At 74.3% G+C, this 24,882-nt stretch carries 23 protein-coding genes; 16 read left to right on the top strand and 7 right to left on the bottom strand.

Annotated features, from left to right (window positions below; all coding sequences use genetic code 11):
* Positions 1-279: 279 nt before the first annotated feature.
* Positions 280-2,421: a protein phosphatase 2C domain-containing protein gene (locus PS271_RS23600; RefSeq protein ID WP_398384400.1), complete on the bottom strand. Its 2,142-nt coding sequence runs from the start codon at positions 2,419-2,421 to the stop codon at positions 280-282.
* 1,236 nt (positions 2,422-3,657) lie between these two features.
* Here PS271_RS23600 and PS271_RS23595 point away from each other — a divergent pair.
* Complete coding sequence (locus PS271_RS23595; protein WP_398384399.1) at positions 3,658-4,095, top strand: helix-turn-helix transcriptional regulator; 438 nt, start codon at positions 3,658-3,660, stop codon at positions 4,093-4,095.
* 92 nt (positions 4,096-4,187) lie between these two features.
* On the top strand, positions 4,188-4,670 hold the full coding sequence (locus tag PS271_RS23590; protein WP_398384398.1) for a DUF456 domain-containing protein: 483 nt from the start codon (positions 4,188-4,190) through the stop codon (positions 4,668-4,670).
* A 37-nt stretch (positions 4,671-4,707) separates the two neighbouring features.
* On the opposite strand, the gene PS271_RS23585 is transcribed toward PS271_RS23590, so the two are convergent.
* From PS271_RS23585 to PS271_RS23570, 4 genes are all read right to left on the bottom strand, one after another.
* The gene (locus PS271_RS23585; protein WP_398384397.1) at positions 4,708-5,226 is read right to left on the bottom strand and encodes a methylated-DNA--[protein]-cysteine S-methyltransferase; all 519 of its coding nucleotides are present in this window, start codon (positions 5,224-5,226) and stop codon (positions 4,708-4,710) included.
* A gap of 3 nt (positions 5,227-5,229) precedes the next feature.
* Complete coding sequence (locus tag PS271_RS23580) at positions 5,230-6,723, bottom strand: AlkA N-terminal domain-containing protein (protein ID WP_398384395.1); 1,494 nt, start codon at positions 6,721-6,723, stop codon at positions 5,230-5,232.
* Positions 6,724-6,894: 171 nt separating this feature from the next.
* The gene (gene rsgA / locus PS271_RS23575) at positions 6,895-8,016 is read right to left on the bottom strand and encodes a ribosome small subunit-dependent GTPase A (RefSeq protein WP_398384393.1); all 1,122 of its coding nucleotides are present in this window, start codon (positions 8,014-8,016) and stop codon (positions 6,895-6,897) included.
* 200 nt (positions 8,017-8,216) lie between these two features.
* Positions 8,217-9,401 (bottom strand): YihY/virulence factor BrkB family protein, encoded by a 1,185-nt coding sequence (locus PS271_RS23570; RefSeq protein ID WP_398384391.1) that lies wholly within the window; start codon positions 9,399-9,401, stop codon positions 8,217-8,219.
* A gap of 221 nt (positions 9,402-9,622) precedes the next feature.
* On the opposite strand from PS271_RS23570, the gene PS271_RS23565 reads away from it, so the two are divergent.
* From PS271_RS23565 to PS271_RS23505, 13 genes are all read left to right on the top strand, one after another.
* The gene (locus PS271_RS23565; protein WP_398384389.1) at positions 9,623-10,885 is read left to right on the top strand and encodes a helix-turn-helix domain-containing protein; all 1,263 of its coding nucleotides are present in this window, start codon (positions 9,623-9,625) and stop codon (positions 10,883-10,885) included.
* A 313-nt stretch (positions 10,886-11,198) separates the two neighbouring features.
* A complete protein-coding gene (locus tag PS271_RS23560; RefSeq protein WP_398384388.1) occupies positions 11,199-11,780 on the top strand; it encodes a GNAT family N-acetyltransferase in 582 nt (193 codons plus the stop codon).
* A gap of 128 nt (positions 11,781-11,908) precedes the next feature.
* On the top strand, positions 11,909-11,992 hold the full coding sequence (locus PS271_RS23555) for a putative leader peptide (RefSeq protein ID WP_353620284.1): 84 nt from the start codon (positions 11,909-11,911) through the stop codon (positions 11,990-11,992).
* A gap of 184 nt (positions 11,993-12,176) precedes the next feature.
* Positions 12,177-13,877 (top strand): nitrite/sulfite reductase, encoded by a 1,701-nt coding sequence (locus PS271_RS23550; protein WP_398384387.1) that lies wholly within the window; start codon positions 12,177-12,179, stop codon positions 13,875-13,877.
* Positions 13,874-14,071, top strand: coding sequence for a hypothetical protein (locus PS271_RS23545; RefSeq protein ID WP_398384385.1), 198 nt, complete (start codon positions 13,874-13,876; stop codon positions 14,069-14,071). The genes PS271_RS23550 and PS271_RS23545 overlap by 4 nt, the downstream gene beginning before the upstream one ends.
* On the top strand, positions 14,068-14,757 hold the full coding sequence (locus PS271_RS23540) for a phosphoadenylyl-sulfate reductase (protein ID WP_398384383.1): 690 nt from the start codon (positions 14,068-14,070) through the stop codon (positions 14,755-14,757). Before PS271_RS23545 ends, PS271_RS23540 begins: the two co-directional genes overlap by 4 nt.
* Positions 14,758-14,795: 38 nt before the next feature.
* A complete protein-coding gene (cysC, locus tag PS271_RS23535) occupies positions 14,796-15,329 on the top strand; it encodes an adenylyl-sulfate kinase (protein ID WP_398384382.1) in 534 nt (177 codons plus the stop codon).
* A complete protein-coding gene (gene cysD, locus PS271_RS23530; protein WP_398384381.1) occupies positions 15,326-16,246 on the top strand; it encodes a sulfate adenylyltransferase subunit CysD in 921 nt (306 codons plus the stop codon). Before cysC ends, cysD begins: the two co-directional genes overlap by 4 nt.
* Positions 16,247-16,248: 2 nt before the next feature.
* Positions 16,249-17,577: a sulfate adenylyltransferase subunit 1 gene (locus PS271_RS23525; RefSeq protein ID WP_398384379.1), complete on the top strand. Its 1,329-nt coding sequence runs from the start codon at positions 16,249-16,251 to the stop codon at positions 17,575-17,577.
* Between the two features lie 175 nt (positions 17,578-17,752).
* Positions 17,753-18,868, top strand: a complete 1,116-nt coding sequence (locus PS271_RS23520) for an aliphatic sulfonate ABC transporter substrate-binding protein (protein WP_398384377.1) — start codon at positions 17,753-17,755, stop codon at positions 18,866-18,868.
* A 48-nt stretch (positions 18,869-18,916) separates the two neighbouring features.
* Positions 18,917-19,720: an ABC transporter ATP-binding protein gene (locus PS271_RS23515; RefSeq protein ID WP_398384375.1), complete on the top strand. Its 804-nt coding sequence runs from the start codon at positions 18,917-18,919 to the stop codon at positions 19,718-19,720.
* Positions 19,707-20,609, top strand: a complete 903-nt coding sequence (locus tag PS271_RS23510) for an ABC transporter permease (protein WP_398384374.1) — start codon at positions 19,707-19,709, stop codon at positions 20,607-20,609. The genes PS271_RS23515 and PS271_RS23510 overlap by 14 nt, the downstream gene beginning before the upstream one ends.
* Positions 20,606-21,391 (top strand): sirohydrochlorin chelatase, encoded by a 786-nt coding sequence (locus tag PS271_RS23505; RefSeq protein ID WP_398384372.1) that lies wholly within the window; start codon positions 20,606-20,608, stop codon positions 21,389-21,391. The genes PS271_RS23510 and PS271_RS23505 overlap by 4 nt, the downstream gene beginning before the upstream one ends.
* A 132-nt stretch (positions 21,392-21,523) precedes the next feature.
* Here PS271_RS23505 and PS271_RS23500 read toward each other — a convergent pair whose 3' ends face one another.
* Complete coding sequence (locus PS271_RS23500; protein ID WP_398384370.1) at positions 21,524-22,771, bottom strand: S8 family peptidase; 1,248 nt, start codon at positions 22,769-22,771, stop codon at positions 21,524-21,526.
* Between the two features lie 461 nt (positions 22,772-23,232).
* Between PS271_RS23500 and PS271_RS23495 the strand changes: the two genes are divergently transcribed.
* Positions 23,233-24,042: a phosphotransferase enzyme family protein gene (locus PS271_RS23495; RefSeq protein WP_398387021.1), complete on the top strand. Its 810-nt coding sequence runs from the start codon at positions 23,233-23,235 to the stop codon at positions 24,040-24,042.
* A 108-nt stretch (positions 24,043-24,150) separates the two neighbouring features.
* On the opposite strand, the gene PS271_RS23490 is transcribed toward PS271_RS23495, so the two are convergent.
* Complete coding sequence (locus PS271_RS23490; RefSeq protein WP_398384369.1) at positions 24,151-24,873, bottom strand: 3'-5' exonuclease; 723 nt, start codon at positions 24,871-24,873, stop codon at positions 24,151-24,153.
* Between the last annotated feature and the right edge of the window lie 9 nt (positions 24,874-24,882).

Here is a 24,882-nt window from a genome sequence, read left to right as displayed (position 1 = left end):
ATGACCAAAATCCCGGAGCCTCTTGTGCGGGCTGCGAATATGCCATTGGCGCGCGGCGGATTAGGAGTTTGTACGGAAGCGGCAGCATTCTGGGGTAACCCCGGCTCCGGCCCGGGGCGAACAATCCCCGGGCACCGGCAGATAAATGCGGGAGCCGGTAGATAAATGTGGCCCGCCCGCCGTAACAGGGTCGGGGGGCGCGACGGGGGTCCGGCGGAATGTTCACCCGCCGGACCCTCGCACCTACAACGCCGTCCGCAGGAAGGGCCGTCTCCGTGCCTACGCCTCCCAGAGCGCGCACGCCGTACGGTCGTCGGCGTATCCCTTCACCCGCAGCTGGGTGTCCGCGAGGAACGCCGCGAGCCCCGGCGGTCGTTCGCCCGCCCAGCGCTCGGCCAGCCTGCCGCCCAGCTCCGGCTCGCCGCGCATCGGCTCGGCCAGGCCCGCCGTGCACAGCATCAGCGTGTCCCCCGGCCGCGCGACGGACGCCCGGAAGCGGAAGGGCTCGCCGGGCGCCGCCGGCTCCTCGGGCTCGACGGGCGGGGTGAGGCCCGGCGTCGGGATGCCCAGGTCCACGGTCATCGTGTCGGCGGACGCCGAGCCGTAACCGGCGGCCGGCTCGCCCGTGCGCTCCGGCGGGGCGTCCGGTTCCAAGTCCTGCCACACGCCCTCGCGGAGGCGGAACAGGCCGCCCGGGCCGACGCCGAAGAACACGCGCGTACGGCACTGCGGGTCGGCCGTCAGCAGCAGGCAGCGGACCGTCGCCGTGTACTCCTCGGGCCGCAGGCCCAGTTCGGCGGCGCGGGCGCGCAGCCGGCCGTAGGAGCGGTCGGTGAGGCGGTGCAGGCCCGACTTGAGCTCGCCGCGCCGGCCGCCGCGGATGTCGTCGGCCAGCCGGGCGTGGCTGCGGCCGACGGCGCCCGCCAGCCACCGGCACGCGTCCCGCGCCGCGCGGGGCGCCACGTCCGTGCCGCGGAGGCCGCTGGCCATCGCCACGAGCAGCAGCGTGCCGTCCCCGTCGCCGAAGCGCGCCGTCAGCAGGGAGTCCCGCCGGGGCTCGCCGCGGTAGCGCGCGGAGTCGCCGCGCAGCGACAGGGCGCGCAGGGTGACGGCGCCGTACTGCGCCCCGTCCAGGACCGTGTCCGGCACGAGGCCGTCCAGGTCCTGCGGGTCCGCGGCGGGCCAGGCGGTGGGCTCCGCGTCGTACGTCGGCGGCCGCTCCCCCACGTACTCCGCTCCGCGGTCCTCGCGGCGCGGCGGCTGCGGGGGCGCCGCGAGGGGGTGCCGCCGGGGCGGCGTCGACTCGCGGGAGACGACCGGCGGGCGGGAGGCCGGCTCCAGGGACGCCGCCCCGGCGGCGGGCTCCAGCGAGTCGGCGTGGTCGCCGCCGGGCGGGGCAGTACGGGCCGGCTGGGCGCCGCGGGTCCGCGCGGGGCTCGCCCCGGAAGCCGGCTTCTCCGGCACGGCGGGGAGGGACTGCCCCGGGAGCTCGGGGCGCTCGTACGTGTCGGAAGGCGTGGCGGGCTCCAGGGGCTGCGGGGGCTCCGGCCGGGGAGGCCTCGGCGGACGTACGGGACGCTCGGCCCGCACGGGCCGCGTCGGCCTCTCCAGGCGGCCGGTACGCCGGAGGCGCTCCGGACGGTCCGGGGTGCCGTAGCCGTCGTGCGGCTCGGCCGGGGCGAGGGAACGGCCGACGGGGCTGCCGGGGCCGTCACCGTCCACGCGCGGGGTCTCGGTCCGGGTCATGGGACGCCCGTCGGGCTCTGCCCGCAGCTCCGGGGCATCGGCGCCCTCAGGTCCACCGGAACGATCCCGACGGGTGACGAGCTCGGCGCTGCCGTAGCCCTCCACCGGTTCGTCACTGTCTGCCGGGCGGTCCGGGGAATCGGCGACTGCCGGGCCGCCGGAACGATCCCGGCCGCCGACAGGCTCGGCACTGCCGTAACCCTCCACCGGCTCGTCACCGCCTGCCGGGCGGTCCGACGAATCGGCGACTGCCGGGCGACCGGAGCGATCCCGGCGGCCGACAGGATCGGCACTGCCGTAACCCTCCACCGGTTCCTCACCGCCCGCATAGCCCGTCCCGTCACGGCGGCTTGCCGTCCGGTTCGGGGAGTCCGTGTCCTCCGGGCCGCCCGAGCGACTCCGGCGGTCGGCGGGCTTCGCGTCGTCCGGGGCTTCCGGCGGGTCGTAGTCGGCGTCTTTGCGGGCTGCTGCACGCTCCGCGCGGTCGGCGTCGTCCGCGTACCGGGGTCCGTTCCGTCCCGCGGGGCGGGCCGCGCGGGTCTTGCCGCTGCCTGCGCCGGACCCGTCCCGGCCGGCCGGGCGGTCTGCGCGGTCCGTGCCGTCGGCCGGTTCCGGGCGGGGCGGGCGCGGGGTGCGGCCGCCGAAGAAGAGGTCCGCGCCTTCGCAGCGGTCCATGCGCTCGGAGCGGGGCGGGCGCTCCGCACGAGGCGGGCGCTCCGTGCGGGGCTGGGGGGCGGCGCGGCCCGCGGGCTCGGGCCGGGCCGGGCGCGGGGCGCGGACGGGGGCCTCCGGGCCCGCCCCGTCCGGGGCCGGCCTCCGCGTCGCGGGCGGCTGCGCCGCCGCCCCGGTCCGGCGCTCCGGACGGTCCGGACGTTCAGGCCGCTCCCGGGGATCCCTCCGCTCCGGCGGAGCCGAATCCTCCGGCTGCCGCGGCACTTCGGACGGCCGGCGCGGGTCCGCCTTCCGCCACTTCTGCGGTTTCTCCAGCAGCTCCGGCAGGAGCCCCGCTCCGTGCAGATCCGGCGGTTTCGGGATCCGCGGCAGGGGCACGCGCGCCGCGCGGCCGGGGGCCGGCCCGTCGGAAAGGCGTTCCGCGCCGGAGGGCGGTGGCGGCGGCGTGAATTCCGAAGAGCGCCCCGGAACGGGAACGCCCCGCGCCCGCGGCGCGCCGTATCCCTTCGGCAAGGAGGGAAGACCACTCGGGGGAACGGCCACCGGATCCGGAGGCCGCGGTGGATCGGGAGGCTCCGCTCTCGGCGCCCGCACCGCCCTCTGCGTCCGTTTCGGCCGTTCACCGCGGGGTTCCGCTCTCACCACCGCCGAGGCCGAGGTGAATCGCTCGTCGAGGCTGCTCTCGTCCCCGGCGGCGGATCCGATGTCCGGTGCATTCTTGTCGTACAACTCGCCCCACCAGGCGTCCTCTTGGCCGGTGCGCGGGTCCCCCTGCTGACTCATGCCCTTATTGTCCACACTCCGGGGCATACGGGAAGAGTGCACGGCGGACCTCACCCGGGGATGATGACCGAGTCGAAAAGCGGTCGCGGGGAGGGATGTCGTGTGCTTGGCACCATGGGACTGGGCATTGGACCGGGCATTGGACCGGAAGCGCCTTCCGCGGTCCGGGAGACGAGCCGCCGCGGGGGGACGGAAAAAGAACGGCCGCAGTCCGCGGGACCCGGTGGTGTGGAACTGGTGACGGGAGCACACGCTGTTGACGAACGGCTCCTGCGCCTATGCCGCGGGGCGGCCGTGGAAATATGCGCGCTGCTGGCGGGAAGTCCATCCGCTTCGTCTGACACAGGCTCCGGCATACCCCGCCGCGCGGTCGTCGAACGTGCGGGGCTCGCCGCCCTGCCGGATGCCGGGGATCCCACTCTGATACGTGTTGCGGACCGCATTCCGGCCGAACTGGTGATCGTCGATCGTGCAGTTGCGCTGCTTCCGTTCACGCCCCGGACCGCCGGTACCGCCGGTCCGGCCGCGCTCGGCGAGGTGCCCGAGCCGGCGGCCCTGGTCGTCCACCGGGGCCCACTGCTCTCGACGCTGGTGAATCTGTTCGAGGACATCTGGAACGAGGCCCTTCCGGTCCGGGTCTGTGCGGACGCCGCCCGGCGGCGGGCGGTGGACGGCCTTCCCGCCGGGCCCGACGCGCTCGATCTGGAGGTGCTCTCGCTGCTGATGGGCGGGCTGACCGACGCGAGCGTCGCCAAGCAGCTCGGGCTGGGGCTGCGGACGGTGCAGCGCCGGGTGAAGCGGCTGATGGAGCTGGCGGGGGTGACGACCCGGTTGCAGCTGGGGTGGCACGCGGCGGCGCACGGCTGGACGACCGTCCGGCGGCCGCAGGGCTGAGCGACCAGCCGGGGCAGCGGGGGGTACGTACCGGCCACGGTGGCCGCAATCGTCCGGGAGCGCCGCCGCCTGCCTTCCGGCAACCTTGGTGCATGGGGACGTGGCAGCTTCTCCTCGTCGGCCTCGTGATGCTGCTCGGCCTGTTGGGCGTGGTCACCCCGGGGCTGCCGGGGCCGCCGATCGTCTGGGCCGGCGTGCTGTGGTGGTCGATGACCGACCGGTCGGCCCTGGCCTGGGCGGTGCTCGCGGGGGCGACGATGGTGCTGCTGCTGGAGCAGGCCGTCAGCTGGCTGCTGCCGTCCCGCAGGCTCAGGGGCGCGGGCATCACGCGCCGCGCCTTCCTGGTGGCGGGGGCCGCCGGGATCGCCGGCTTCTTCGTGCTCCCGGTGCTGGGCGCGGTCCCCGGCTTCGTCGGCGGCCTGTACGGGGTGGAGCGGCGGCGGCTGGGCGGGCACGGCGCGGCGTGGGCCTCCACGCGGAACGTGATGCGGGCGCTGGGGACGAGTGTCCTGGTGGAGCTGTTCGCGTGCCTGCTGGTGGTGGGCGGGTGGATCGGCGCGGTCACCTGGGGCTGACGGGGCGAGGCCCGGAATGCGGGCCCGGACCCCCCGCTCAGGCCGTCGCCAGCTCCCCCACGCCCTCCAGCGCCAGCAGCACGCGCTTGCGGTCCAGGCCGCCCGCGTAGCCCGTGAGCGAGCCGTCCGCGCCGATCACGCGGTGGCAGGGGCGCAGCACGAGCAGCGGGTTGGCGCCGACGGCCCCGCCGACCGCGCGGACCGCGGCGCGGGAGGCGCCGATCCGGGCGGCGAGCTCGCCGTACGTGGTGGTGGCGCCGTAGGGGATGGCGTCGAGGGCGTCCCAGACGCGGCGGCGGAATTCCGTGCCCGCCACGGCGAATTCGAGGTCGAAGCCGTCGGCTTCGCCGGCGAAGTAGGCGGTGAGCTGCCGTTCGGCCTCCGCGAAGGCGGCGTGGTCGCGGAGGCGGTCCGGTGCCGCGGCGGGTGCGTTCTTCTGGCCCGGTACGGACAGGGAGGCGATGGCGGTGCCGCCGGGGGCGGTGGCGGAGGGCCGGCCGGTGACGAGGAGCGGGCCGAGGGGGCTGGCGATCTCCGTGTAGAGCGTGGTGGTCATGGTTCAGGTGTCCTTGCGGTCGGGGGCGGCGGCGCGGGGCCCGGGGGCCGGGTCGGCCGCCGCCTGCCAGAGGTGGTGGAGGGCGTACGAGCGCCAGGGGCGCCAGGCTTCGGCGGCGCCGGGCTCCGCGCCGAGGGCGGCGAGGCCGTGGCGGACGCCGGCGTCGCCGGGCAGGAAGACGTCGGGGTCGCCGAGGGCGCGCATGCGGACGTAGCCGGCGGTCCAGGGGCCGATCCCGGGAAGCTCCAGGAGTGCCTGGGCGGCCTGGTCGCGGTCTGCGCCGGGGTCGAGGCGGACCGCCCCGTCGGCGAGGGCCGTGGCGATGGCGCGCAGGGCGCGCTTGCGGGTGTCCGGCATGCCGAGGCCGTCGAGCGTGGCGTCGGCGAGGGTGCCGGGGTCGGGGAAGAGGTGGGTGAGGCCGCCGTCGGGTGCGGGCAGCGGCTTGCCGTAGGCGGCGACGAGGTCCGCGCCGAGGCGCACCGCGGCCGCGACGGTGACCTGCTGGCCGAGCACGGCCCGTACGGCCAGTTCGTCGCCGTCGGCGGCGCCGGGCGAGCGGAGGCCGGGCCGGGCGGCGACGAGCGGGCGCAGCAGCGGGTCGGCGCCGAGGCGCTCGGCGACGGCGTACGGGTCGGCGTCGAGGTCGAAGAGGCGGCGGACGCGCTGGACGGCGGTGGCCAGGTCGCGGGGGTCGGTGAGGTGGAGCCGGCAGTCGAGCCAGGCGCCGTGCCGGCCGCCCGCGGGGCGCGGTTCGCGGACTTCGGCGACGCCGGTGCCGTAGGGCAGCCGCAGGGTGCGGCGGTAGAGCCGGGAGCCGGGGGCGCCGAGGACCTCCTCGACGCCGGGGACGGCGCGCCGCTGGAGGAAGCCGAAGATCTCGGGGGCGGCGTACGGGCCGCGGTGGGCCAGGCGCAGCGGGATGCCGGCGCCGGTCTGCCGGGGGCCCTTGCGGACGCGCAGGCCGCTGGGGGTGGCCGCGTAGATCTCGCGCATCGTGTCGTTGAACTGCCGGACGCTGGCGAAGCCCGCGGCGAAGGCGATGCCGGTGACGGGCATGTCCGTGGTCTGGAGGAGCACGCGGGCGGTGTGGGCGCGCTGGGCGCGGGCGAGGGCGATGGGGCCGGCGCCGAGCTCCTGGGTGAGCTGGCGGTGCACCTGGCGGGAGCTGTAGCCGAGGCGGTGGGCGAGGCCCGCGACGCCTTCGCGGTCGACGACGCCGTCGCCGATGAGCCGCACGGCGCGGCCGACGAGGTCGGCCCGGACGTTCCACTCGGCGGAGCCGGGGGCGGCGTCGGGGCGGCAGCGGCGGCAGGCGCGGAAGCCGGCGCCCTGGGCGGCGGCGGCCGAGGGGTAGAAGCGGGCGTTCTGCCGCTTGGGGGTCACGGCGGGGCAGCTGGGACGGCAGTAGATGCCCGTGGTCTTCACGGCAAGGAAGAACTCGCCGTCGAAGCGGGCGTCTCTGCTGTGTACCGCCTGGTAGCGGGACTCGTCGTCCATGCGTCCAGTCTGCGGTATCGCCGCGCGGGCGACTGGCGGAAATCGGACGGCGGCTTCGCCGCCATGTCCTCGTCCTCAAACGCCGGACGGGCTTGATTGTGCTGGGCCTGCGCACACAAATCAGCCCGTCCGGCGTTTGAGGACCGGGGTCCGGGGCGGAGCCCCGGGGCGTCAGCGGCTCGGGCCCCGCTTCCGCGCAGCGGCCTCGCGGCCCTCCGCCGACTTCTGTTTCCAGTCGCGGCGGATCTCCGCGCGGAGCCGGGCGTCCGTGCGGGCGGCGATCCACTGGTTCTCGCGCAGGAGCTTGCGGTAGCTGTCGAGGCGGCGCTGGGCGAGCGCGCCGTCGGCGACGGCGGCCAGCACCGCGCAGCCCGGTTCCGCGGCGTGCCCGCAGTCGTGGAAGCGGCAGCGGGCGGCGTACTCCTCGACCTCGGCGAAGGCCTGGGCGACACCGCCCTCCGCGTCCCACAGGCCGACGCCGCGCAGGCCGGGGGTATCGATGATGACGCCCCCGGAGGGCAGCCGGAGCATGTTGCGCGTGGTGGTGGTGTGGCGCCCCTTGCCGTCGCGGTCACGCGCGGCGTTGACGTCCTGGACGTCCTCGCCGACGAGAGCGTTGGCCAGGGTGGACTTGCCGGCGCCGGACTGCCCGAGGAGCACGGTGGTGCCGCCGGCCAGGGCGGCGGCGAGGACGTCGAGGCCCTCGCCGGTCTCCGCGCTGACGGCGAGCACCTGGGCGCCCGGCGCCGCCGCGACGGTGTCGGCGACGAGGTGGCCCAGGGTGACGGGGTCGGGCACGAGGTCGGCCTTGGTGAGGACGACCAGCGGTGCCGCGCCGCTCTCCCACGCGAGGGCGAGGAACCGTTCGACGCGGCCCAGGTCCAGTTCCACGGCGAGGGAGACCGCGACGACGGCGTGGTCGACGTTGGCGGCGAGGACCTGGCCCTCGGAGCGTTTGGACGACGTGGACCGTACGAAGGCGGTGCGGCGGGGCAGCAGGGCGAGGACGTAGCCGCGGTCGGTGTCGACGGCGGCCCAGTCGCCGGTGCACATGACGGCGAGCGGGTCGCCGGTGGTGACGAGGGCGGCGTCGGCCTGCACGGTGCGGACGCCGGAGCCGTCCGGTGCGGGGATGACGACGTCGCAGCGGCCCCGGTCCACGCGGACGATGCGGCCGGGGACGACGCCCTCGGCGGCGTGCGGGGCGTAGCTGTCAGCGAACCCTTCGTCCCAGCCGTAGGGGGCGAGAGGGTGGGAGAGCGAACTGATGGGCGAACCGATGAGCGAACTCAAGACGGTGTTCCTTCACGGAGGAGGAGTGGGAGGTGATCAACGTCTGGGTGCGGGCCGTGACAGTCATCGGTCCTCGCCTCCTCTCCGTAGGTCCTTGCGGACACGCGTCTTTCGCGTTGGCGCGAGCTTAGGCGGAGCGGGCCGGCGGGCGCGAACGTTTTTCGCGCCCGCCGCTCAGTCCTGCCTCTCCGTCCCGCCGCTCAGTCCCGCCGCTTCGCGTGCTTGGCGTGCTTCGGCTGGTGCGGCTCCTTCTGGAGCCGGGAGCGGACGTCCTCCGGGGGATGGAACTGCGCCCACCGCTCGGGGAACTCCGAGGGCGGCTCGCGGTCCTGGCCGATCACGCCCTCGTCCGGGGCGTCCTCGTCGAGGTCGTCGGAGAGGCTCGCCTCCAGCGCGCGGGCCGCGCGCTCGGCCGCCTCCTGCGCCGCCGCGGCGGCCCGCAGCCGGTCGACGTCGGCGCGCGCGGCGGCGGTGGCGACCGACGGCCACACGCGGTCGAGCGCGGCGTTGACGGCCGCGCCGACGAGCACCGCGAAGGCCGAGACGCCGATCCACAGGAGGACGGCGACGGGCGCGGCCAGGGACCCGTAGATGGTCAGGCCCTCCACCGTATGGGTGAGGTAGATGCGCAGCAGGAAGCTGCCCAGCACCCACATCGTCAGGGCGACGAGCGCCCCGGGGATGTCCTCCTGCCAGGGCGAACGGACGGGCACGGAGACGTGGTAGAGCGTCGTGAGGAACACGATGGACAGCAGGATGACGACGGGCCAGTAGAGGAACCGCACCACGTCGCCGCTCCAGGGCACGACGTCCTCGACGGCCTCGGGCCCGGCGACCATCAGCGGCAGGGCCACCGCGCCGATCAGGAGGGCGACGACGTAGAGGAGGAAGGCGAGCAGGCGGGTCCGGACGATGCCGCGCTTGCCCTCCAGCCCGTACATGATCGTGATGGTGTCGACGAAGACGTTGACGGCGCGCGAGCCGGACCACAGGGCGATGGCGAAGCCGACGGAGATGACGTCGGGGCGGCCCTTGGTGACGTCACGCAGCAACGGCCGGGCGATCTCGTTGACGCCCTTGTCGCTGAGGACCGTCGCGGACGCCTTGAGGATGTTCTCCTGGATGGAGCCGATCGTGTTCGTGCCGGTCCATGCGTCCAGGTAGCCGAGCAGGCCGAGGAGGCCGAGCAGCAGCGGCGGCAGGGAGAGCAGGGTGAAGAACGCGGCCTCCGCCGCGAGTCCGGTCACGCGGTATTCGACGCAGGAGTTGACGGTGTCCTTCAGAAGGAGCCACGCCATCCTGCGTTTCGAGACATTTCGGTACAGGACGCGAGCCCTGTGCAGCCGGCCGGCCCGACGCCCCGGTGATTCATTTGCTGCCTGCACGGTCTAACCGTATCCGCCCTGGCCACGTGGGATCGCACAGCAGCCGAACAGGCGGGCGACAGGGGCGGGAAAAGCGTCCGGTGGAGGGTGATGCTGCGCCGACTCGGCACCACCCTCCGGCCGCTCACCTCACCTTCCGCCCGGGGCGGGGTCCCACGCAACGGTTGCATGGAGTTGCAATCCTGTGGATGCCCCGGCGGGCGGGCCTCCGGGACGGCACCATGGGCAACGTGAACCGCGGAACCACCGACGAGGCCCTGCTGCCGTCCGTCCGGGAGGCCTGCCTGGGGGACGCGCGTCCCCCGGTCCCTCCGCGCCCGCTGATCGGGCAGTCCTGGCACCGCGTCCGGCTGCGGGGCGTCGACCCGGACAAGGGCGGCTCGTCCCCCTGGCTCGCGGCCGAGGAGGTCGAGGAGCGGCGGCAGCGCTCCCCGCTCGGGGGCCTGCTCGCCCACCTGCGCGAGGGCCTGGGGTCGGTCGTGGACGTCGAGCGGCACCTGATGGCCGTCACGGACGCCGAGGGCCGGGTGCTGTGGCGGCAGGGCAACCGGGGCGTGCTGCGCGGCGCCGACCGGCTCGGCTTCGACGTGGGCGCGTCGTGGACGGAGGACCTGGTGGGCACGAACGGCATCGGCACGTCGCTGGTGGAGCGGCGGCCGGTGCAGGTGCGGTCGGCCGAGCACTTCGTCCGCACGCACCACGCGTGGTCCTGCGCGGCGGCCCCGCTGCACGATCCGCGCGACGGGCGGCTGCTGGGCGTGCTGAACGTGAGCGGCCCCGCCCCCGTCTTCAACCCGGCCACGCTGCCGCTGGTCACGGCGGTCGCCAAGGTCGGCGAGGGGGAGCTGCGGGCCCGGCACTGGGAGTCGGTGGAGCGGCTGCGGGCGGTCGCGGCGCCGATGCTGGCCCGGGTGAGCGGCCGGGCGCTGGTCGTGGACCGCGACGGCTGGGCGGCGGCCGTCACGGGCATGGGGCCGGTCGGCCGGGTCGCGCTGCCCAAGTCCGTCCAGGCGGGGCGGGTGTGGCTGCCGTCGCTGGGGCTGTGCTCGCTCGCGCCGTTGCCGGACGGCTGGCTGGTGCGGGTGGAGGAGACGGCCCGGGCCGAGCTCGCGCCCAGCCGCGTGGTGCTGGACGTGCGGGGGCCGCGGCGCTGGACGGTCACGGTCTCCGGCGTGGCGGGCGAGTGGTCGCAGGAGCTCAGCCCGCGCCACGCCGAGCTGCTGTACGTGCTGGCCCGGCATCCCGGGGGACGGTCCGCGGCGGAGCTCGCGGCGGACCTGTTCGGCGATGCGTCCCGGACGGTTACGGTACGGGCGGAGATGTCGCGCATGCGGCGCACGCTCGCGGGCGTCCTGAGCCACCGCCCGTACCGCTTCGCGGAAAACGTCGACGTCCAGCTCCTGCTGCCGCCCGACCCGACAGACCTCTTGCCCCCGTCGCGGGCCCCGGTCGTCGTGGCGGACCGCGGCGGCCCTTCGGGTTGACCATGACGTACGGGGGGGCGGGTACGGCACCGCCGGATTCCGCCGCGGTGGCTGAGCGCCGCGGCGGCGGAATGAAAACCGGGCCCGAGCCGGGCCCGGGAGCCCAGAACCGGGCCGGGCCCTGGGCACTCCGGCGCGGCACCCCTCCTCCGCCGCGACGGTGATCAGCGCACTGCGACGCATCCGGCGGTGCCGGACCGGCCTGAGGGTCGTACGGCACCGCCGGAATCCGCCGCGATGGCTGAGCACCGCGGCGGCGGAAGCAGGAGCCCGGTCCGGCGCCGCGCGCGCCGCCGCGTGGTTGGGTTGGGGCATGAGCGAACGTACGACCACTGTCACCACCTGGTCGCTGGAGCAGACCTCGCCGCAGGATCTTGTGCCCGTCCAGGAGCCGGACGCCGCGTCCGGCATTCGGATCGTCCGGGCCGAGGTGCCCTCGCCCGAGTTCAGCCGCTTCCTCTACACCGCCGTCGGCGGCGACATATCGTGGCTCGACCGGCTGCCGTGGACCTACGAGACGTGGCGCGCGCACCTCGCGCGGCCCGGGGTCGAGACCTGGGTGGCGTACGAGCACGGGACCCCGGCCGGCTACATCGAGCTGGAGGCCCAGGGCGAAGGCACGGTCGAGATCGTCTACTTCGGCCTGATCCCCGCGTTCCGGGGCCGCCGCATCGGCGGGCACCTGCTCTCGTACGGCACGGCACGCGCCTGGGACCTGGCCGGCCGCTGGCCGGGCCTGGCGCCGACGAAGCGGGTCTGGCTCCACACCTGCAGCCTGGACGGCGAGCACGCCGTCGCCAACTACGAGCGCCGCGGCTTCCGTCTGTTCGAGACGAAGTCGGAGGAGCAGCCGGAGGCCGCGCCTCCGGGGCCGTGGCCGGGCGCCCACGCCTGAGCGACGGCCACCGCACGACCGCCGCACGACCACCCCACCCAACGAACCCGTCCCGCTATCCGGGACGGGTTCGTCCACATTACGGACAATGGTGGACTGGCCGGATCCCGCCGTGCCACGCTGCCGTCATGTCCGGAGCTGGAATCGTCTTGGTGAGTCGGCGTCACGTCGACCTCGTCCGCGTGTCCAGCGCCATCTGTCCGGCGGGCTGACGTCTTCGCACCACTGCGCACCAGCACTGCCGTTTCCTGACATTCGCCCGCTCTGCCGCCGTCCCCGATGCCGCGGACGAGCGTCCCTCTTGCGCACCCTCGCAGCCCCGCCGCAGCCCGCCGCCCCGCACCCGCGGGGCCGGGCCCCGCGGGCTACCCGCAGGCCACCGAAGGACATACCGCCATGGCTGCCACCTCGCACACACCCCCGGCCGCCGCCCCGACCCGCCGCAAGGCCGGCCGCCACCGCGGCGAGGGCCAGTGGGCCGTGGGCCACTTCACCCCGCTGAACGGCAACGAACAGTTCAAAAAGGACGACGACGGTCTCAACGTGCGGACACGCATCGAGACGATCTACGCGAAGGCCGGCTTCGACTCCATCGACCCCGCCGACCTCCGCGGCCGGATGCGCTGGTGGGGCCTGTACACCCAGCGCAAGCCGGGCATCGACGGCGGCAAGACGGCGGTCCTGGGGCCGGAGGAGCTGGACGACAAGTACTTCATGATGCGCGTCCGCGTCGACGGCGGCCGCCTCTCCGTCGCCCAGCTGCGCGCCATCGGCGAGGTCTCGCAGACGTACGCCCGCGGCACGGCCGACATCACGGACCGGCAGAACATCCAGCTGCACTGGGTCCGCATCGAGGACGTGCCCGCCATCTGGGAGAAGCTGGAGGCCGTCGGGCTGTCCACGACGGAGGCGTGCGGCGACTGCCCGCGCGTCGTCATCGGCTCGCCGGTCGCCGGGATCGCCGCGGACGAGATCATCGACGGCACGCCGGCGATCGAGGAGATCGAGCACCGCTTCATCGGCAGCAAGGAATTCTCCAACCTGCCGCGGAAGTTCAAGTCCGCGGTCTCCGGCTCGCCGGCGCAGGACGTCGTCCACGAGATCAACGACGTCGCCTTCGTGGGCGTCGTCCACCCCGAGCACGGGCCCGGCTTCGACGTGTGGGTGGGCGGCGGGCTGTCGACGAGCCCCCGGCTCGGCGAGCGGCTGGGCGCCTGGGTGCCGCTGGCGGACGTCCCGGACGTGTGGGCCGGGGTGGTCGGCATCTTCCGCGACTACGGCTACCGCCGCCTGCGCACCCGCGCCCGGTTGAAGTTCCTGATGGCCGACTGGGGTCCGGAGCGGTTCCGCGACGTGCTGGAGAACGAGTACCTGCGGCGCAAGCTCGCCGACGGTCCGCCGCCGGCCGAGCCGAGCAACCGCTGGCGCGACCACATGGGCGTGCACGAGCAGAAGGACGGCCGCTTCTACGTGGGCTTCGCCCCGCGCGTCGGCCGCGTGGACGGCAGCACCCTCACCAAGCTCGCCGAACTCGCGGCGGCGCACGGCTCGGACCGGCTCAACACCACCGTCGAGCAGAAGATGGTCGTCCTGGACGTGGCGGGCGAGCAGGTGGACTCCCTCGTCTCCGGGCTGGAGGCGCTCGGCTTCCAGGTCACGCCCTCGCCGTTCCGGCGCGGCACGATGGCCTGCACGGGCATCGAGTACTGCAAGCTCGCGATCGTGGAGACGAAGGCCCGCGGCGCCTCGCTGATCGACGAACTGGAGCGCCGGATGCCGGACTTCACGGAGCCGGTCACCATCAACATCAACGGCTGCCCGAACGCCTGCGCCCGGATCCAGACCGCCGACATCGGCCTCAAGGGCCAGCTCGTGCTGGACGAGGACGGCCGCCAGGTGGAGGGCTTCCAGGTGCACCTGGGCGGCGCGCTGGGCCTCCAGGCCGGCTTCGGCCGCAAGGTCCGCGGCCTGAAGGTCACCTCCGCCGGGCTCCCGGACTACGTCGAGCGCGTGCTCACCCGTTTCAGCGAACAGCGCGAGGATGGCGAGCGGTTCGCGTCCTGGGTCGCGCGCGCCACGGAAGCGGACCTGTCATGAGCGGACGCGCCGCCCCCTTCTACTGCCCCTACTGCGGTGACGAGGACCTGCGCCCCTCCGAGGAGGGGCACGGCGCCTGGGAATGCACCGGCTGCAGCCGCGCGTTCCGGCTGTCGTTCCTCGGGCTGCTGTCCCCGCGCGGCCGGGGCCCCGCGCCCGAGCCCGTACCCGGCGAAGGGGACATCACGTCATGACCGTCACCGATCTGCAAGTGCTGGCCGAACGGGCGGGCCGCGAGCTGGAGGACGCCCCCGCGCCCGACATCCTGTGCTGGGCCGCCGAGACCTTCGGGAAGAGGTTCTGCGTCACCTCCTCCATGGAGGACGCGGTCGTCGCCCACCTCGCCTCCCGCGCCCTGCCCGGCGTCGACGTCGTCTTCCTCGACACCGGCTACCACTTCCCGGAGACGATCGGCACCCGCGACGCGGTCGCGGCCGTGATGGACGTCAACGTCATCACGCTCACGCCGCGCGCGACCGTCGCCGAGCAGGACGCCGCCCACGGGCCCCGGCTGCACGACCGCGACCCCGACCTGTGCTGCGCGCTGCGCAAGGTCGAGCCGCTGGAGCGCGGGCTCACCGCGTACGACGCCTGGGCGACGGGGCTGCGCCGCGACGAGTCGCCGACCCGCGCGGGCACGCCCGTCGTCGGCTGGGACGCGCGGCGGCGGAAGGTGAAGGTGTCCCCCATAGCCCGCTGGACCCAGGACGACGTCGACGCGTACGTGTCCGAACACGGCGTGCTGTCCAACCCGTTGCTCATGGACGGGTACGCCTCCGTCGGCTGCGCGCCCTGCACCCGCCGGGTCGCGGCGGGCGAGGACGCGCGCGCCGGCCGCTGGGCGGGTCTCGCCAAGACCGAGTGCGGGCTGCACGGATGACCACGGACGTCAAGGACGACACGGAGCGGGAGCGAAGGATGAGCGGAGCCACGATCTGGCTCACCGGCCTGCCGAGCGCGGGCAAGACGACCATCGCCCGGACGCTGGCCGCGCGGCTGAGCGGCGAGGGGCAGCGGGTGGAGGTGCTGGACGGCGACGAGGTCAGGGAGTTCCTCTCGGCCGGCCTGGGCTTCTCCCGCGCGGACCGGGACACCAACGTGCGGCGCATCGGCTTCGTCGCGCAACTGCTCGCCGCGCACGGCGTGAAGGTGCTCGTGCCGGTGATCGCCCCGTACGCGGACTCCCGCGAGGCGGTGCGCAAGCACCACCAGCAGCACGGCACCGGCTATCTGGAGGTCCACGTGGCCACGCCCGTCGAGGTGTGCTCGGCCCGGGACGTGAAGGGCCTGTACGCGAAGCAGGCAGCAGGCGAGCTGTCCGGGCTGACGGGCGTGGACGATCCGTACGAGGCGCCGGCCGACCCGGACCTGCGGATCGAGGCGCACGCGCAGACCGTCGAGGAGTCGGCCGGGGCGCTGCACGCGCTGCTGGCGGGAAGGGGGCTGGCATGAGCGCGAGTTCGTCCGACAGTCCGTACGTGTTGTCGCATCTGGACGTGCTGGAGTCGGAGGCGGTGCACGTCTTCCGGGAGGTGGCGGGGGAGTTCGAGCGGCCGGTGCTGCTGTTCTCCGGCGGTAAGGACTCCATCGTGATGCTGCACCTGGCGCTGAAGGCGTTCGCACCCGCACCGCTGCCCTTCGGTCTCCTGCACGTCGACACGGGGCACAACTTCCCCGAGGTCCTCGCCTACCGCGACCGCACCGCCGCCGAACACGGACTGCGCCTGCACGTCGCCTCCGTCCAGGAGGCGATTGATGCGGGGCGGGTGCGGGAGCAGCCGGACGGGACGCGTAATCCTTTGCAGACGGTGCCGCTGCTGGAGGCGATCGCGGAGCATCGTTTTGATGCGGTGTTCGGTGGCGGGCGGCGGGATGAGGAGAAGGCCCGCGCCAAGGAACGCGTCTTCTCCCTGCGGGATGAGTTCGGGGGGTGGGATCCGCGCCGGCAGCGTCCGGAGCTGTGGCAGCTCTACAACGGCCGCCACGCCCCGGGTGAGCATGTCCGGGTCTTTCCGCTGTCGAACTTCACCGAGCTGGATGTGTGGCAGTACATCGCGCGGGAGAAGATCGAGCTGCCCTCGATCTACTTCGCCCACGAGCGGGAAGTCTTCGCCCGGGACGGGATGTGGCTGGCTCCCGGCGACTGGGGCGGCCCCCGCAAGGGCGAGAACGTGGTGCGGCGGCAGGTGCGGTACCGGACGGTGGGGGACATGTCCTGCACCGGCGCCGTCGACTCCACCGCGGCCACGGTCGCCGAGGTCATTGCCGAGATCACCGCCTCCCGCCTGACCGAGCGCGGCGCGAGCAGGGCCGACGACAGGCTCTCCGAGGCCGCCATGGAAGACCGCAAGCGCGAGGGGTACTTCTAACCATGACCACATCTGTTTCTGTGACTGATACGGCAACGTCACTGCTGCGGTTCGCCACCGCCGGCTCCGTCGACGACGGCAAATCCACCCTCGTCGGCCGCCTCCTGCACGACTCCAAATCCGTCCTCGCCGACCAGCTCGAAGCCCTCACCCACGCCTCCCGCAACCGCGCCACCGGTACCCCGGACCTGGCCCTGCTGACGGACGGCCTGCGCGCCGAACGCGAACAGGGCATCACCATCGACGTCGCCTACCGCTACTTCGCCACCCCCCGGCGCCGCTTCATCCTCGCCGACACCCCCGGCCACGTGCAGTACACCCGCAACATGGTCACCGGCGCCTCCACCGCCCAAGCCGCCGTCGTCCTCGTCGACGCCCGCAACGGCGTCGTCGAACAAACCCGCCGCCACGCAGCCGTCGCCGCACTCCTGCGCGTCCCCCACGTCATCCTCGCCGTCAACAAGATGGACCTCGCCGGCTACGCCGAGTCGGTCTTCGCGCCGATCGCCGAGGAGTTCGCCGCGTACGCGGGCTCCCTGGGGGTGCCGGAAGTCACCGCGATCCCGGTCTCGGCGCTCGCCGGGGACAACGTGGTCACCCCGTCCCCGCACATGGACTGGTACGGCGGCCCGACCGTGCTGGAGCACCTGGAGGCGGTGCCCGTCGTCACCGACCCGGCGAGCGAGCCGGCCCGCTTCCCCGTCCAGTACGTCATCCGTCCGCAGACCGCCGCCCACCCCGACTACCGCGGCTACGCGGGCCAGCTGGCCGCCGGTGTCCTGCGCGTCGGCGAGCGGGTGACGGTCCTGCCGTCGGGGCGGACGAGCACGGTGGCCGGCATCGACGCCCTGGGCTCGTCGGTGGACGTGGCGTGGGCACCGCAGTCGGTGACGGTGCGCCTCGCCGACGACGTGGACGTCTCGCGCGGCGACCTCATCGTCCCGGCCGCGGGCGCGCCCGCCACGACCCAGGACGTCGAGGCCACCGTCTGCCACGTGGCGGACCGGCCGCTGCGCGTGGGGGACCGGGTGCTGCTCAAGCACACGACCCGTACGGTCAGGGCGCTGGTCAAGGCGGTGCCGTCGCGGCTGGCGCTCGACGACCTCTCCCAGCACCCGGAGCCCGGTGAGCTGGCCGCCAACGACATCGGGCGGGTGGTGCTGCGCACGGCCGAGCCGCTGGCGCTCGACCCGTACGCCGACTCCCGGCGCACCGGCTCGTTCCTGCTGATCGACCCGGCCGACGGGACGACGCTGACGGCGGGCATGGCGGGCGAGGCGTTCGCGGACGGCACCGCCGCGGCGGCCGGCGACGAAGGCTGGGACTTCTGAGGTGACGACCGCGATCACGACCTGCTCGGCGGGCGGCATCGGCCGATGTGCGTGCTGACGCCCGTACCCACGGCGTCAGCGCCCCGTCTCTTCCCGTACCTGTCACTTCCCTTACGCCCCACTGAAGCGCCGGGCGTCCCCTAGCCGTACCCCGGCCCGTCGAGAGGACCCTCCTGTGTCCAGCGCCGCCCACCCGCCCCGCCGCCGTGCCCTCACCGCCCTCGCAGCCCTCCCCCTGCTGGCCCTCGTCCTCGGCGCGTGCGGCTACGGCTCGCAGAAGGACTCCGCGGCCCGGCCCGCGGGCGGGGCGGAGAACGCGAAGAAGCTCTCGGCCGACACCGTCCGCATCGGCTACTTCCCGAACATCACCCACGCCACTCCGCTGGTCGGCGTGCAGGAGGGGCTGATCCAGAAGGAGCTGGGCGGCACGGCGCTGCGTGCGACGACGTTCAACGCGGGCCCCTCCGAGATCGAGGCGCTCAACGCCGGCTCCATCGACATCGGCTGGATCGGCCCGTCGCCCGCCGTCAACGGCTACGTGAAGTCCAAGGGGAAGAGCCTGCGCATCATTTCGGGCTCGGCCTCGGGCGGGGTGAAGCTCGTCGTGGACCCCAAGAAGATCTCGTCCCTGGAGGACGTGAAGGGCAAGCGGATCGCCACCCCGCAGAAGGGCAACACGCAGGACGTGGCCTTCCTCCACTGGATCGCCCAGCAGGGCTGGAAGGTCGACCCGCAGAGCGGCAAGGGCGACGTCTCGGTGGTCCGTACGGACAACAAGGTGACGCCCGACGCCTTCAAGTCCGGTTCGGTGGACGGCGCGTGGGTGCCCGAACCGACCGCGTCGAAGCTGGTCTCCGAGGGCGGCAAGGTGCTCCTGGACGAGGCGGCGCTGTGGCCGGACAAGAAGTTCGTCATCACCAATGTGATCGTGTCGCAGAAGTTCCTGGACGCGCACCCCGACGTGGTCGAGGCCGTGCTGCGCGGTTCCGTGAAGACCAACGCGTGGATCAAGGCCGAGCCCGGCAAGGCCGAGGCCTCGGCGAACGCCGCGCTGAAGAAGCTCTCCGGCAAGGAGCTCCCCGCCGAGATCCTCGACCCGGCGTGGCGGAGCATCGAGGTCCTCGACGACCCGCTGGCCGCGACGCTGCGGACCGAGGCCGCGAACGCCGTCACGGCGGGGCTGCTGGAAGACCCGGACCTCTCCGGCATCTACGACCTGACCCTGCTCAACAAGGTTCTCAAGGCCGAGGGCAGGCCCGCGGTGGACGCCGCGAAGCTCGGCAAGCAGTAGCAGGGCCGCCCGCCCGTCGTATCCGCCCCATCCCCAGGAGGTGACCGGATGGCCCCGGCACTGACGACCGGCAAGACCGGCACGGCCGCACGCGCGGACCTCGGTTCCGCGGCGGTCAGGATCGACCACGTCCACAAGTCCTTCGGCCGGCCCGGCGCGGCCCAGCCGGTGCTGGACGACGTCTCGCTGGAGGTGCGCCCCGGCGAGTTCGTGTGTCTCCTGGGCGCCTCGGGCTGCGGCAAGTCGACGCTGCTCAACCTCGTGGCCGGCCTGGACCGGCCGACCGCGGGCACCATCGAGGTGCCCGGCGGGCGCCCGGCCCTGATGTTCCAGGAGCACGCGCTGTTCCCGTGGCTCACCGCGGGCCGCAACGTCGAGCTGGCCCTGCGGCTGCGCGGCGTGCCGCGCGCGGAGCGGCGGCCGGAGGCGGAGCGCCTCCTGGAGCTCGTGCGGCTCTCCGGGGCGTACGGCAAGCGGGTGCACGAGCTGTCGGGCGGCATGCGGCAGCGCGTCGCGCTCGCCCGCGCGCTGGCGCAGGACAGCCAGGTCCTGCTGATGGACGAGCCGTTCGCGGCGCTGGACGCCATCACCCGGGACGTGCTGCACCACGAGCTGACCCGCATCTGGTCCGAGACGTCACTGTCGGTGCTGTTCGTCACCCACAACGTCCGCGAGGCGGTGCGGCTCGCGCAGCGCGTCGTGCTGCTGTCCTCGCGGCCGGGGCGGGTGGCCCGGCAGTGGGCCGTGGACATACCCCAGCCGCGCCGCATCGAGGACGCGGCGGTGGCGGACCTGTCCGTCGAGATCACCGAAGAACTGCGTGGGGAGATCCGCCGCCATGGCCAGCACTGAGACCGAGCCGCGGAGCGCCTCCGGCGGCCCGCACGACCTCGCCGGCCTGGAGGCCGGGCTCGACGCCCTGGACGCGGTGCGGGTCGAGCGCACCCCCTTGACGAAGGTGCTGCTCCACAAGGTCCTGCCGCCGGTCACGGCCGTCGTCCTCGTCCTCGTGGTGTGGAAGCTGCTGGTCGTCGCCGAGGTCACCGACGACTACAAGCTGCCCGACCCGTCGGCGGTGTGGCACAGCCTGGAGGAGCTGTGGCTGCAAGGCACCCTCCTGGACATCGTCTGGACGTCGGTCTCGCGCGGCCTGCTGGGCTTCGCCGCCGCCCTCGCCCTCGGCACGCCGCTCGGCCTGCTCGTCGCGCGCGTGAAGGTCGTACGAGCGGCGCTCGGCCCCCTCCTGTCCGGGCTCCAGTCGCTGCCGTCGGTGGCCTGGGTGCCCGCGGCGGTGATCTGGCTGGGCATCACCGACAAGGCGATGTACGCGGTGATCCTGCTCGGCGCGGTGCCGTCCATCGCCAACGGCCTGGTGTCCGGCATCGACCAGGTGCCGCCGCTGTACCTGCGGGCGGGCCGCACCATGGGCGCCACGGGCCTGCACGGCTCGCGGCACGTCCTGCTGCCCGCCGCGCTCCCGGGGTACATCGCCGGGCTGAAGCAGGGCTGGGCGTTCTCCTGGCGGTCCCTCATGGCCGCCGAGCTGATCGCCTCCTCCCCCGACCTGGGGCTGGGGCTGGGGCAGTACCTGGAGAACGCGCGCACCGACTCCGACATGCCGGGCGTCCTCCTCGGGATCATCCTCATCCTGTTCGTCGGCATCGCCATCGACCTGGCCGTCTTCAGCCCCCTGGAGCGCCGGGTGCTGCGGACGCGCGGACTGGCCGCGGCGGCCCGATGACCACCCGGCCGGCCCTGCTCCTCGTCGCCCACGGCAGCCGCGACCCGCGCCACGCGGCCACCGTCCTCGCCCTGCGGGAGGAGGTGGCCGCGGCGCTGCCGGGTATACGGGTCGGGACGGCGTTCCTCGACTTCTGCGTGCCGGGGGTGCCGCAGGTGCTGGAGCGGCTGGCGGCGGAGGGCGTACGGGAGGTGGTGGCCGTGCCGCTGCTGCTGACCCGCGCCTTCCACGCCAAGGCCGACATCCCGGCCGTGCTGCGGGCGGCGACGGCGTGCCTGCCGGAGCTGCGGGTGCGGCAGGCACGGGTGCTGGGGCCGTCGCCCCTGCTGACCGCCGCCCTGGAGCGGCGGCTGCACGAGGCCGGGCTGACGCCCGGCGACCGGAGTCCGACCGGGGTCGTCCTGGCCTCGGCGGGCTCCTCCGACCCGGAGGCGAGCGCGGTGATCGCAGCAATCGCGCGGGAGTGGCGGCGTACCGGTTGGTGCGCCGTGCGGCCCGCGTTCGCCTCCGCTTCCCTGCCGCGCGTCGCGGACGCCGTGCGGGCGCTGCGCGCCGAGGGGGCCCGCCGGGTGGCGGTCGCCCCGTACGTCCTCGCGCCCGGCCGGCTGCCGGACCGGATCGCGCGGGGCGCCGCGGAGGGCGGCGCGGACGTCCTCGCGGACGTGCTGGGGGCGGCTCCGGAAGTGGTGGAGCTGGTGGTGCGGCGGTACGAGCAGGAGGCGGCAGGGGCTGCCGCCTCCTCCCCGGGCCTACGGGCGGCTCTTCTCGGCCGCCCGGCCTGATCACGGCCTGATCCCCGGCCCGGCGGTCCGCCGGGGACGCCCACGGCCGCCGCGCCCCGTGGGGGTGGGGCGCGGCGGCCGGCCGATGGGCTGTGCTGCTGTCCGGACCGTCCGGACTACCGGGCTACCGGACTACTCGGTGACCTTCAGCAGCTTGTTGGGCGTGCCCGCGCCCGGGTTGGACACCTTGTCCGCCGTGGCGCCCTTGACGAGCCCGGCCGCGACCTGCTCCGGGGTGGCGTCCTTGTGGGCGGAGAGGTAGACCGCGGCGGCACCGGCGACGTGCGGGGTGGCCATCGACGTACCGGAGATGGTCTTGGTGCCGGAGTCGCTGTCGTTCCAGTCGGAGGTGATGTCCGAGCCGGGGGCGTAGAGGTCGACCGCGCTGCCGAAGTTGGAGAAGTCGGACTGCTGGTCGTCCTTGGTGGTGGAGGCGACCGTGATGGCCTCCTTCACCCGGGCCGGAGAGCTGTTGCCCGCGTCCGTGGACTCGTTGCCCGCCGCGATGGCGAAGGTGACGCCGGAGGCGATCGCCTTCTGCACGGCCGCGTCGAGCGCCTCGTCGGCGCCGCCGCCGAGGCTCATGTTGGCGACCGAGGGGCCCTTGTGGTTCTTGGTGACCCAGTCGATGCCCGCGACGACCTGCTCGGTGGAGCCGGAGCCCTGGCCGTCCAGCACCTTGACGGCCACGACCTTGGCCTTCTTCGCCACGCCGTGCGCCGTGCCGGCGATGGTGCCCGCGACGTGCGTGCCGTGGCCGTTGTCGTCCTCGGCCTTGTCGCTCTTGTCGACGGCGTTGAAGCCGAAGGAGGCGCGGCCGCCGAAGTCCTTGTGGCTGATGTGGACCCCGGTGTCGATGACGTACGCGGTCACGCCCTCGCCGGCGCCGTCGGGGTAGGCGTACTTGCCGTCGCCCTTGGTCTCGGTCTGGTCGATGCGGTCCAGGCCCCAGGAGGGTGGGGCCTCCTGGGTGGCGCTGGCCTTGAAGCGGTGGTTCTGCACGACCTTGGCGACGGCCGGGTCGGCCGCGAGCCGCTTGGCCTCGGTCTTGTCGAGGCCGCTGGCGGAGAAGCCGTGAACGGCCGAGTCGTAGGTGCGGCCGAGCTTGCCGCCGTACCGCTGGGCGAGGTCGCCGCCCTTCGCGGACACGGACTTGGCGCCCACGCCGTCCTTGGCACCCTTGCTGTCGTCACCGTCCTTCAGCAGGACGATGTAGCTGCCGTCGATGGCGTCCTTGGACTCGGTGCCGTAGACGGTGCCTTCGGGGGCGGGGGCGGCGCCGGCCGGCAGGGCCATGAGCGTGGCTCCTGCGGTGACGGCGGTCGCGGCGGATATCGCAAGGATCAGCCGTCGCCGGCCGGCGCGCTTGTGTGCTGCCATGACGAGGTTTCCTCCTCGTGCGGTTGTGGGGGGAATTGAGCATGAGTCTGTGCACACCCGGAGTGACGGAAGGGACAACTCCGGGTGCTTCGAAACCCTGTCGGATTTGACGCGGGCAGTTCAACCCCCTCGGGGTTTTGTGACATAGGCAACGTCGTTGCGTAATGCCAAAAGCCTTTGAAGGAAGGCAATTTGGGCACTGACGGAACATCAATTGAGCGCGGGGTGGGCGCTGATGAGAGAGGTGGGCGGGCGGCCCGGTGCCGGGGCCGCCGGGAAGACCGGCATTGGCCGCCGGTCACTTTCGGCCATCACTGGCCGAGCCGGGTAGCGTGGCTGGTCAGCAGGGTTCAGGGGTAACGACGGCAAGCAGGGAGCAGGGCACGGTGGCGGACGCGGTGGAAGGCACGGCATTCACGGAACAGCGGGCGCGCGCCCTGCTCGCGGCGGCGGTCCCCGAGATGCCGGCGGACGCGGCCCTGCTCTCGCTCGGCGAGAACGCGGTCTTCGCCGGCGGCGGGCTCGTCGCCAAGGTGGGCCGTGACGCGGCGCTGCTGGACCGGGCGCGGCACGAGCTGCGCGTCGCCGCGTGGCTCGCCGGGCACGGCGTGCCGGCGGTGCGCGCCGCCGAGCCCGCGCCGCGGGTGGCCGAGGGCCGGCCCGTGACCCTCTGGCACCGGCTCCCCGACGCGGTGTGCCCCGCGGGGCCCGCCGACCTCGCCTCGCTGCTGCGCATCATCCACGCCCTGCCCGAGCCGGACTTCGCCCTGCCGCCGCGGGATCTGCTCGGCGGCGTGGAGCGGTGGCTGCGGCTGGCGGGCGACGCGATCGACCCGGCCGACGCCGCGTACCTGCGGCAGCGGCGGGACGCGTTCGCGGCGGAGGCCGCCGCGCTGACCCCGCACCTGCCGCGCGGGCCGATCCACGGGGACGCGCTCCCGCGCAACGTGCACATGGGGCCGGACGGGCCGGTCCTGGTGGACCTGGAGACCTTCTCCGGCGACCTGCGCGAGCACGACCTCGTCGTCCTCGCCCTCAGCAAGGACCGCTACGGCCTGCCCGCCGACGCGTACGACGCGTTCGTGCGCGCGTACGGCTGGGACGTCCGGGAGTGGGCGGGCTGTGCGGTGCTGCGCGGCGCGCGGGAGACGGCGAGCTGCGCGTGGGTGGCCCAGCATGCGCCGGCCGGCGCGGCGGCCCGTACGGAGTTCGCTCGGCGCGTGGCGTCGCTGCGGGACGGGGATGCGGCGGTGCGGTGGTATCCGTTCTGAACGGGTCCGCCGTCCGGCGGGGGCGGGAAGCGGTCGGCGGTGCGGTCGGCCGACTGCGGCCCGTCGGTGGCTGGTCGCGCAGTTCCCCGCGCCCCTTACGGGGCGCGGTTACCGCAACGGCCAGCGCGCGTCCACCGTTGCCGTCTCGTCGCCCCTCCCCCGTAGCCAGGCCTCGTAGCCCCTCGCCCAGTCGGCGTACCAGTGGGCCTGGTCGCGGTGGAGGTCCCACGGGGTGGCCGATGCCACGTCGGGGTAGCGGTCGGCCAGGGCGCAGGCTACGCGGACCGCGGCGAGGGCGTCCGCGCCCGCCTCGTGGGCGTCGGCCAGGGTGACGCCGTACACACCGCAGACGGTCTCCAGGTTGCGCTTGCCGCGGCGGTAGCGGTCGAGGGCGCGGTCCATGGTGAGCGGGTCCACGACGGGGCCCGTGCCCGCCGCGGCGCCGGCCGCGTCACCCTCGGCGGCGAGCCGCTCGCCGAGCGAGGGCAGCCCGTGCCGCCGCAGCTCCGCCGCGAGGATCGTCAGGTCGAAGGCGGCGTTGTAGGCGACGACGGGGGCTCCCGCCGACCAGTGGGCGACGAGGATCCCCGCTATCTCGTCGGCCACCTCGCGCGCCGGCCGGCCGAGCGCCGCCCGCTCGCTGGTGATGCCGTGGATGGCCGCGGCGTCGTCCGGGATGGGGACGCCGGGGTCGGCCAGCCACTCCCGGCGCCCGATCGGCTCACCGCCCTTGGTCTCGACGACGGCCGCCGTGACGATCCTCGCCTGCGCCGGATCCGTGCCCGTCGTCTCCAGGTCGAAGCCGATCAGCAGCTCCTGATGCCACCCCATCGCGGTCCC

Source organism: Streptomyces sp. SCA2-17 (genome assembly GCF_044336695.1).
This window is presented reverse-complemented; position numbering and strand designations above follow the sequence as displayed.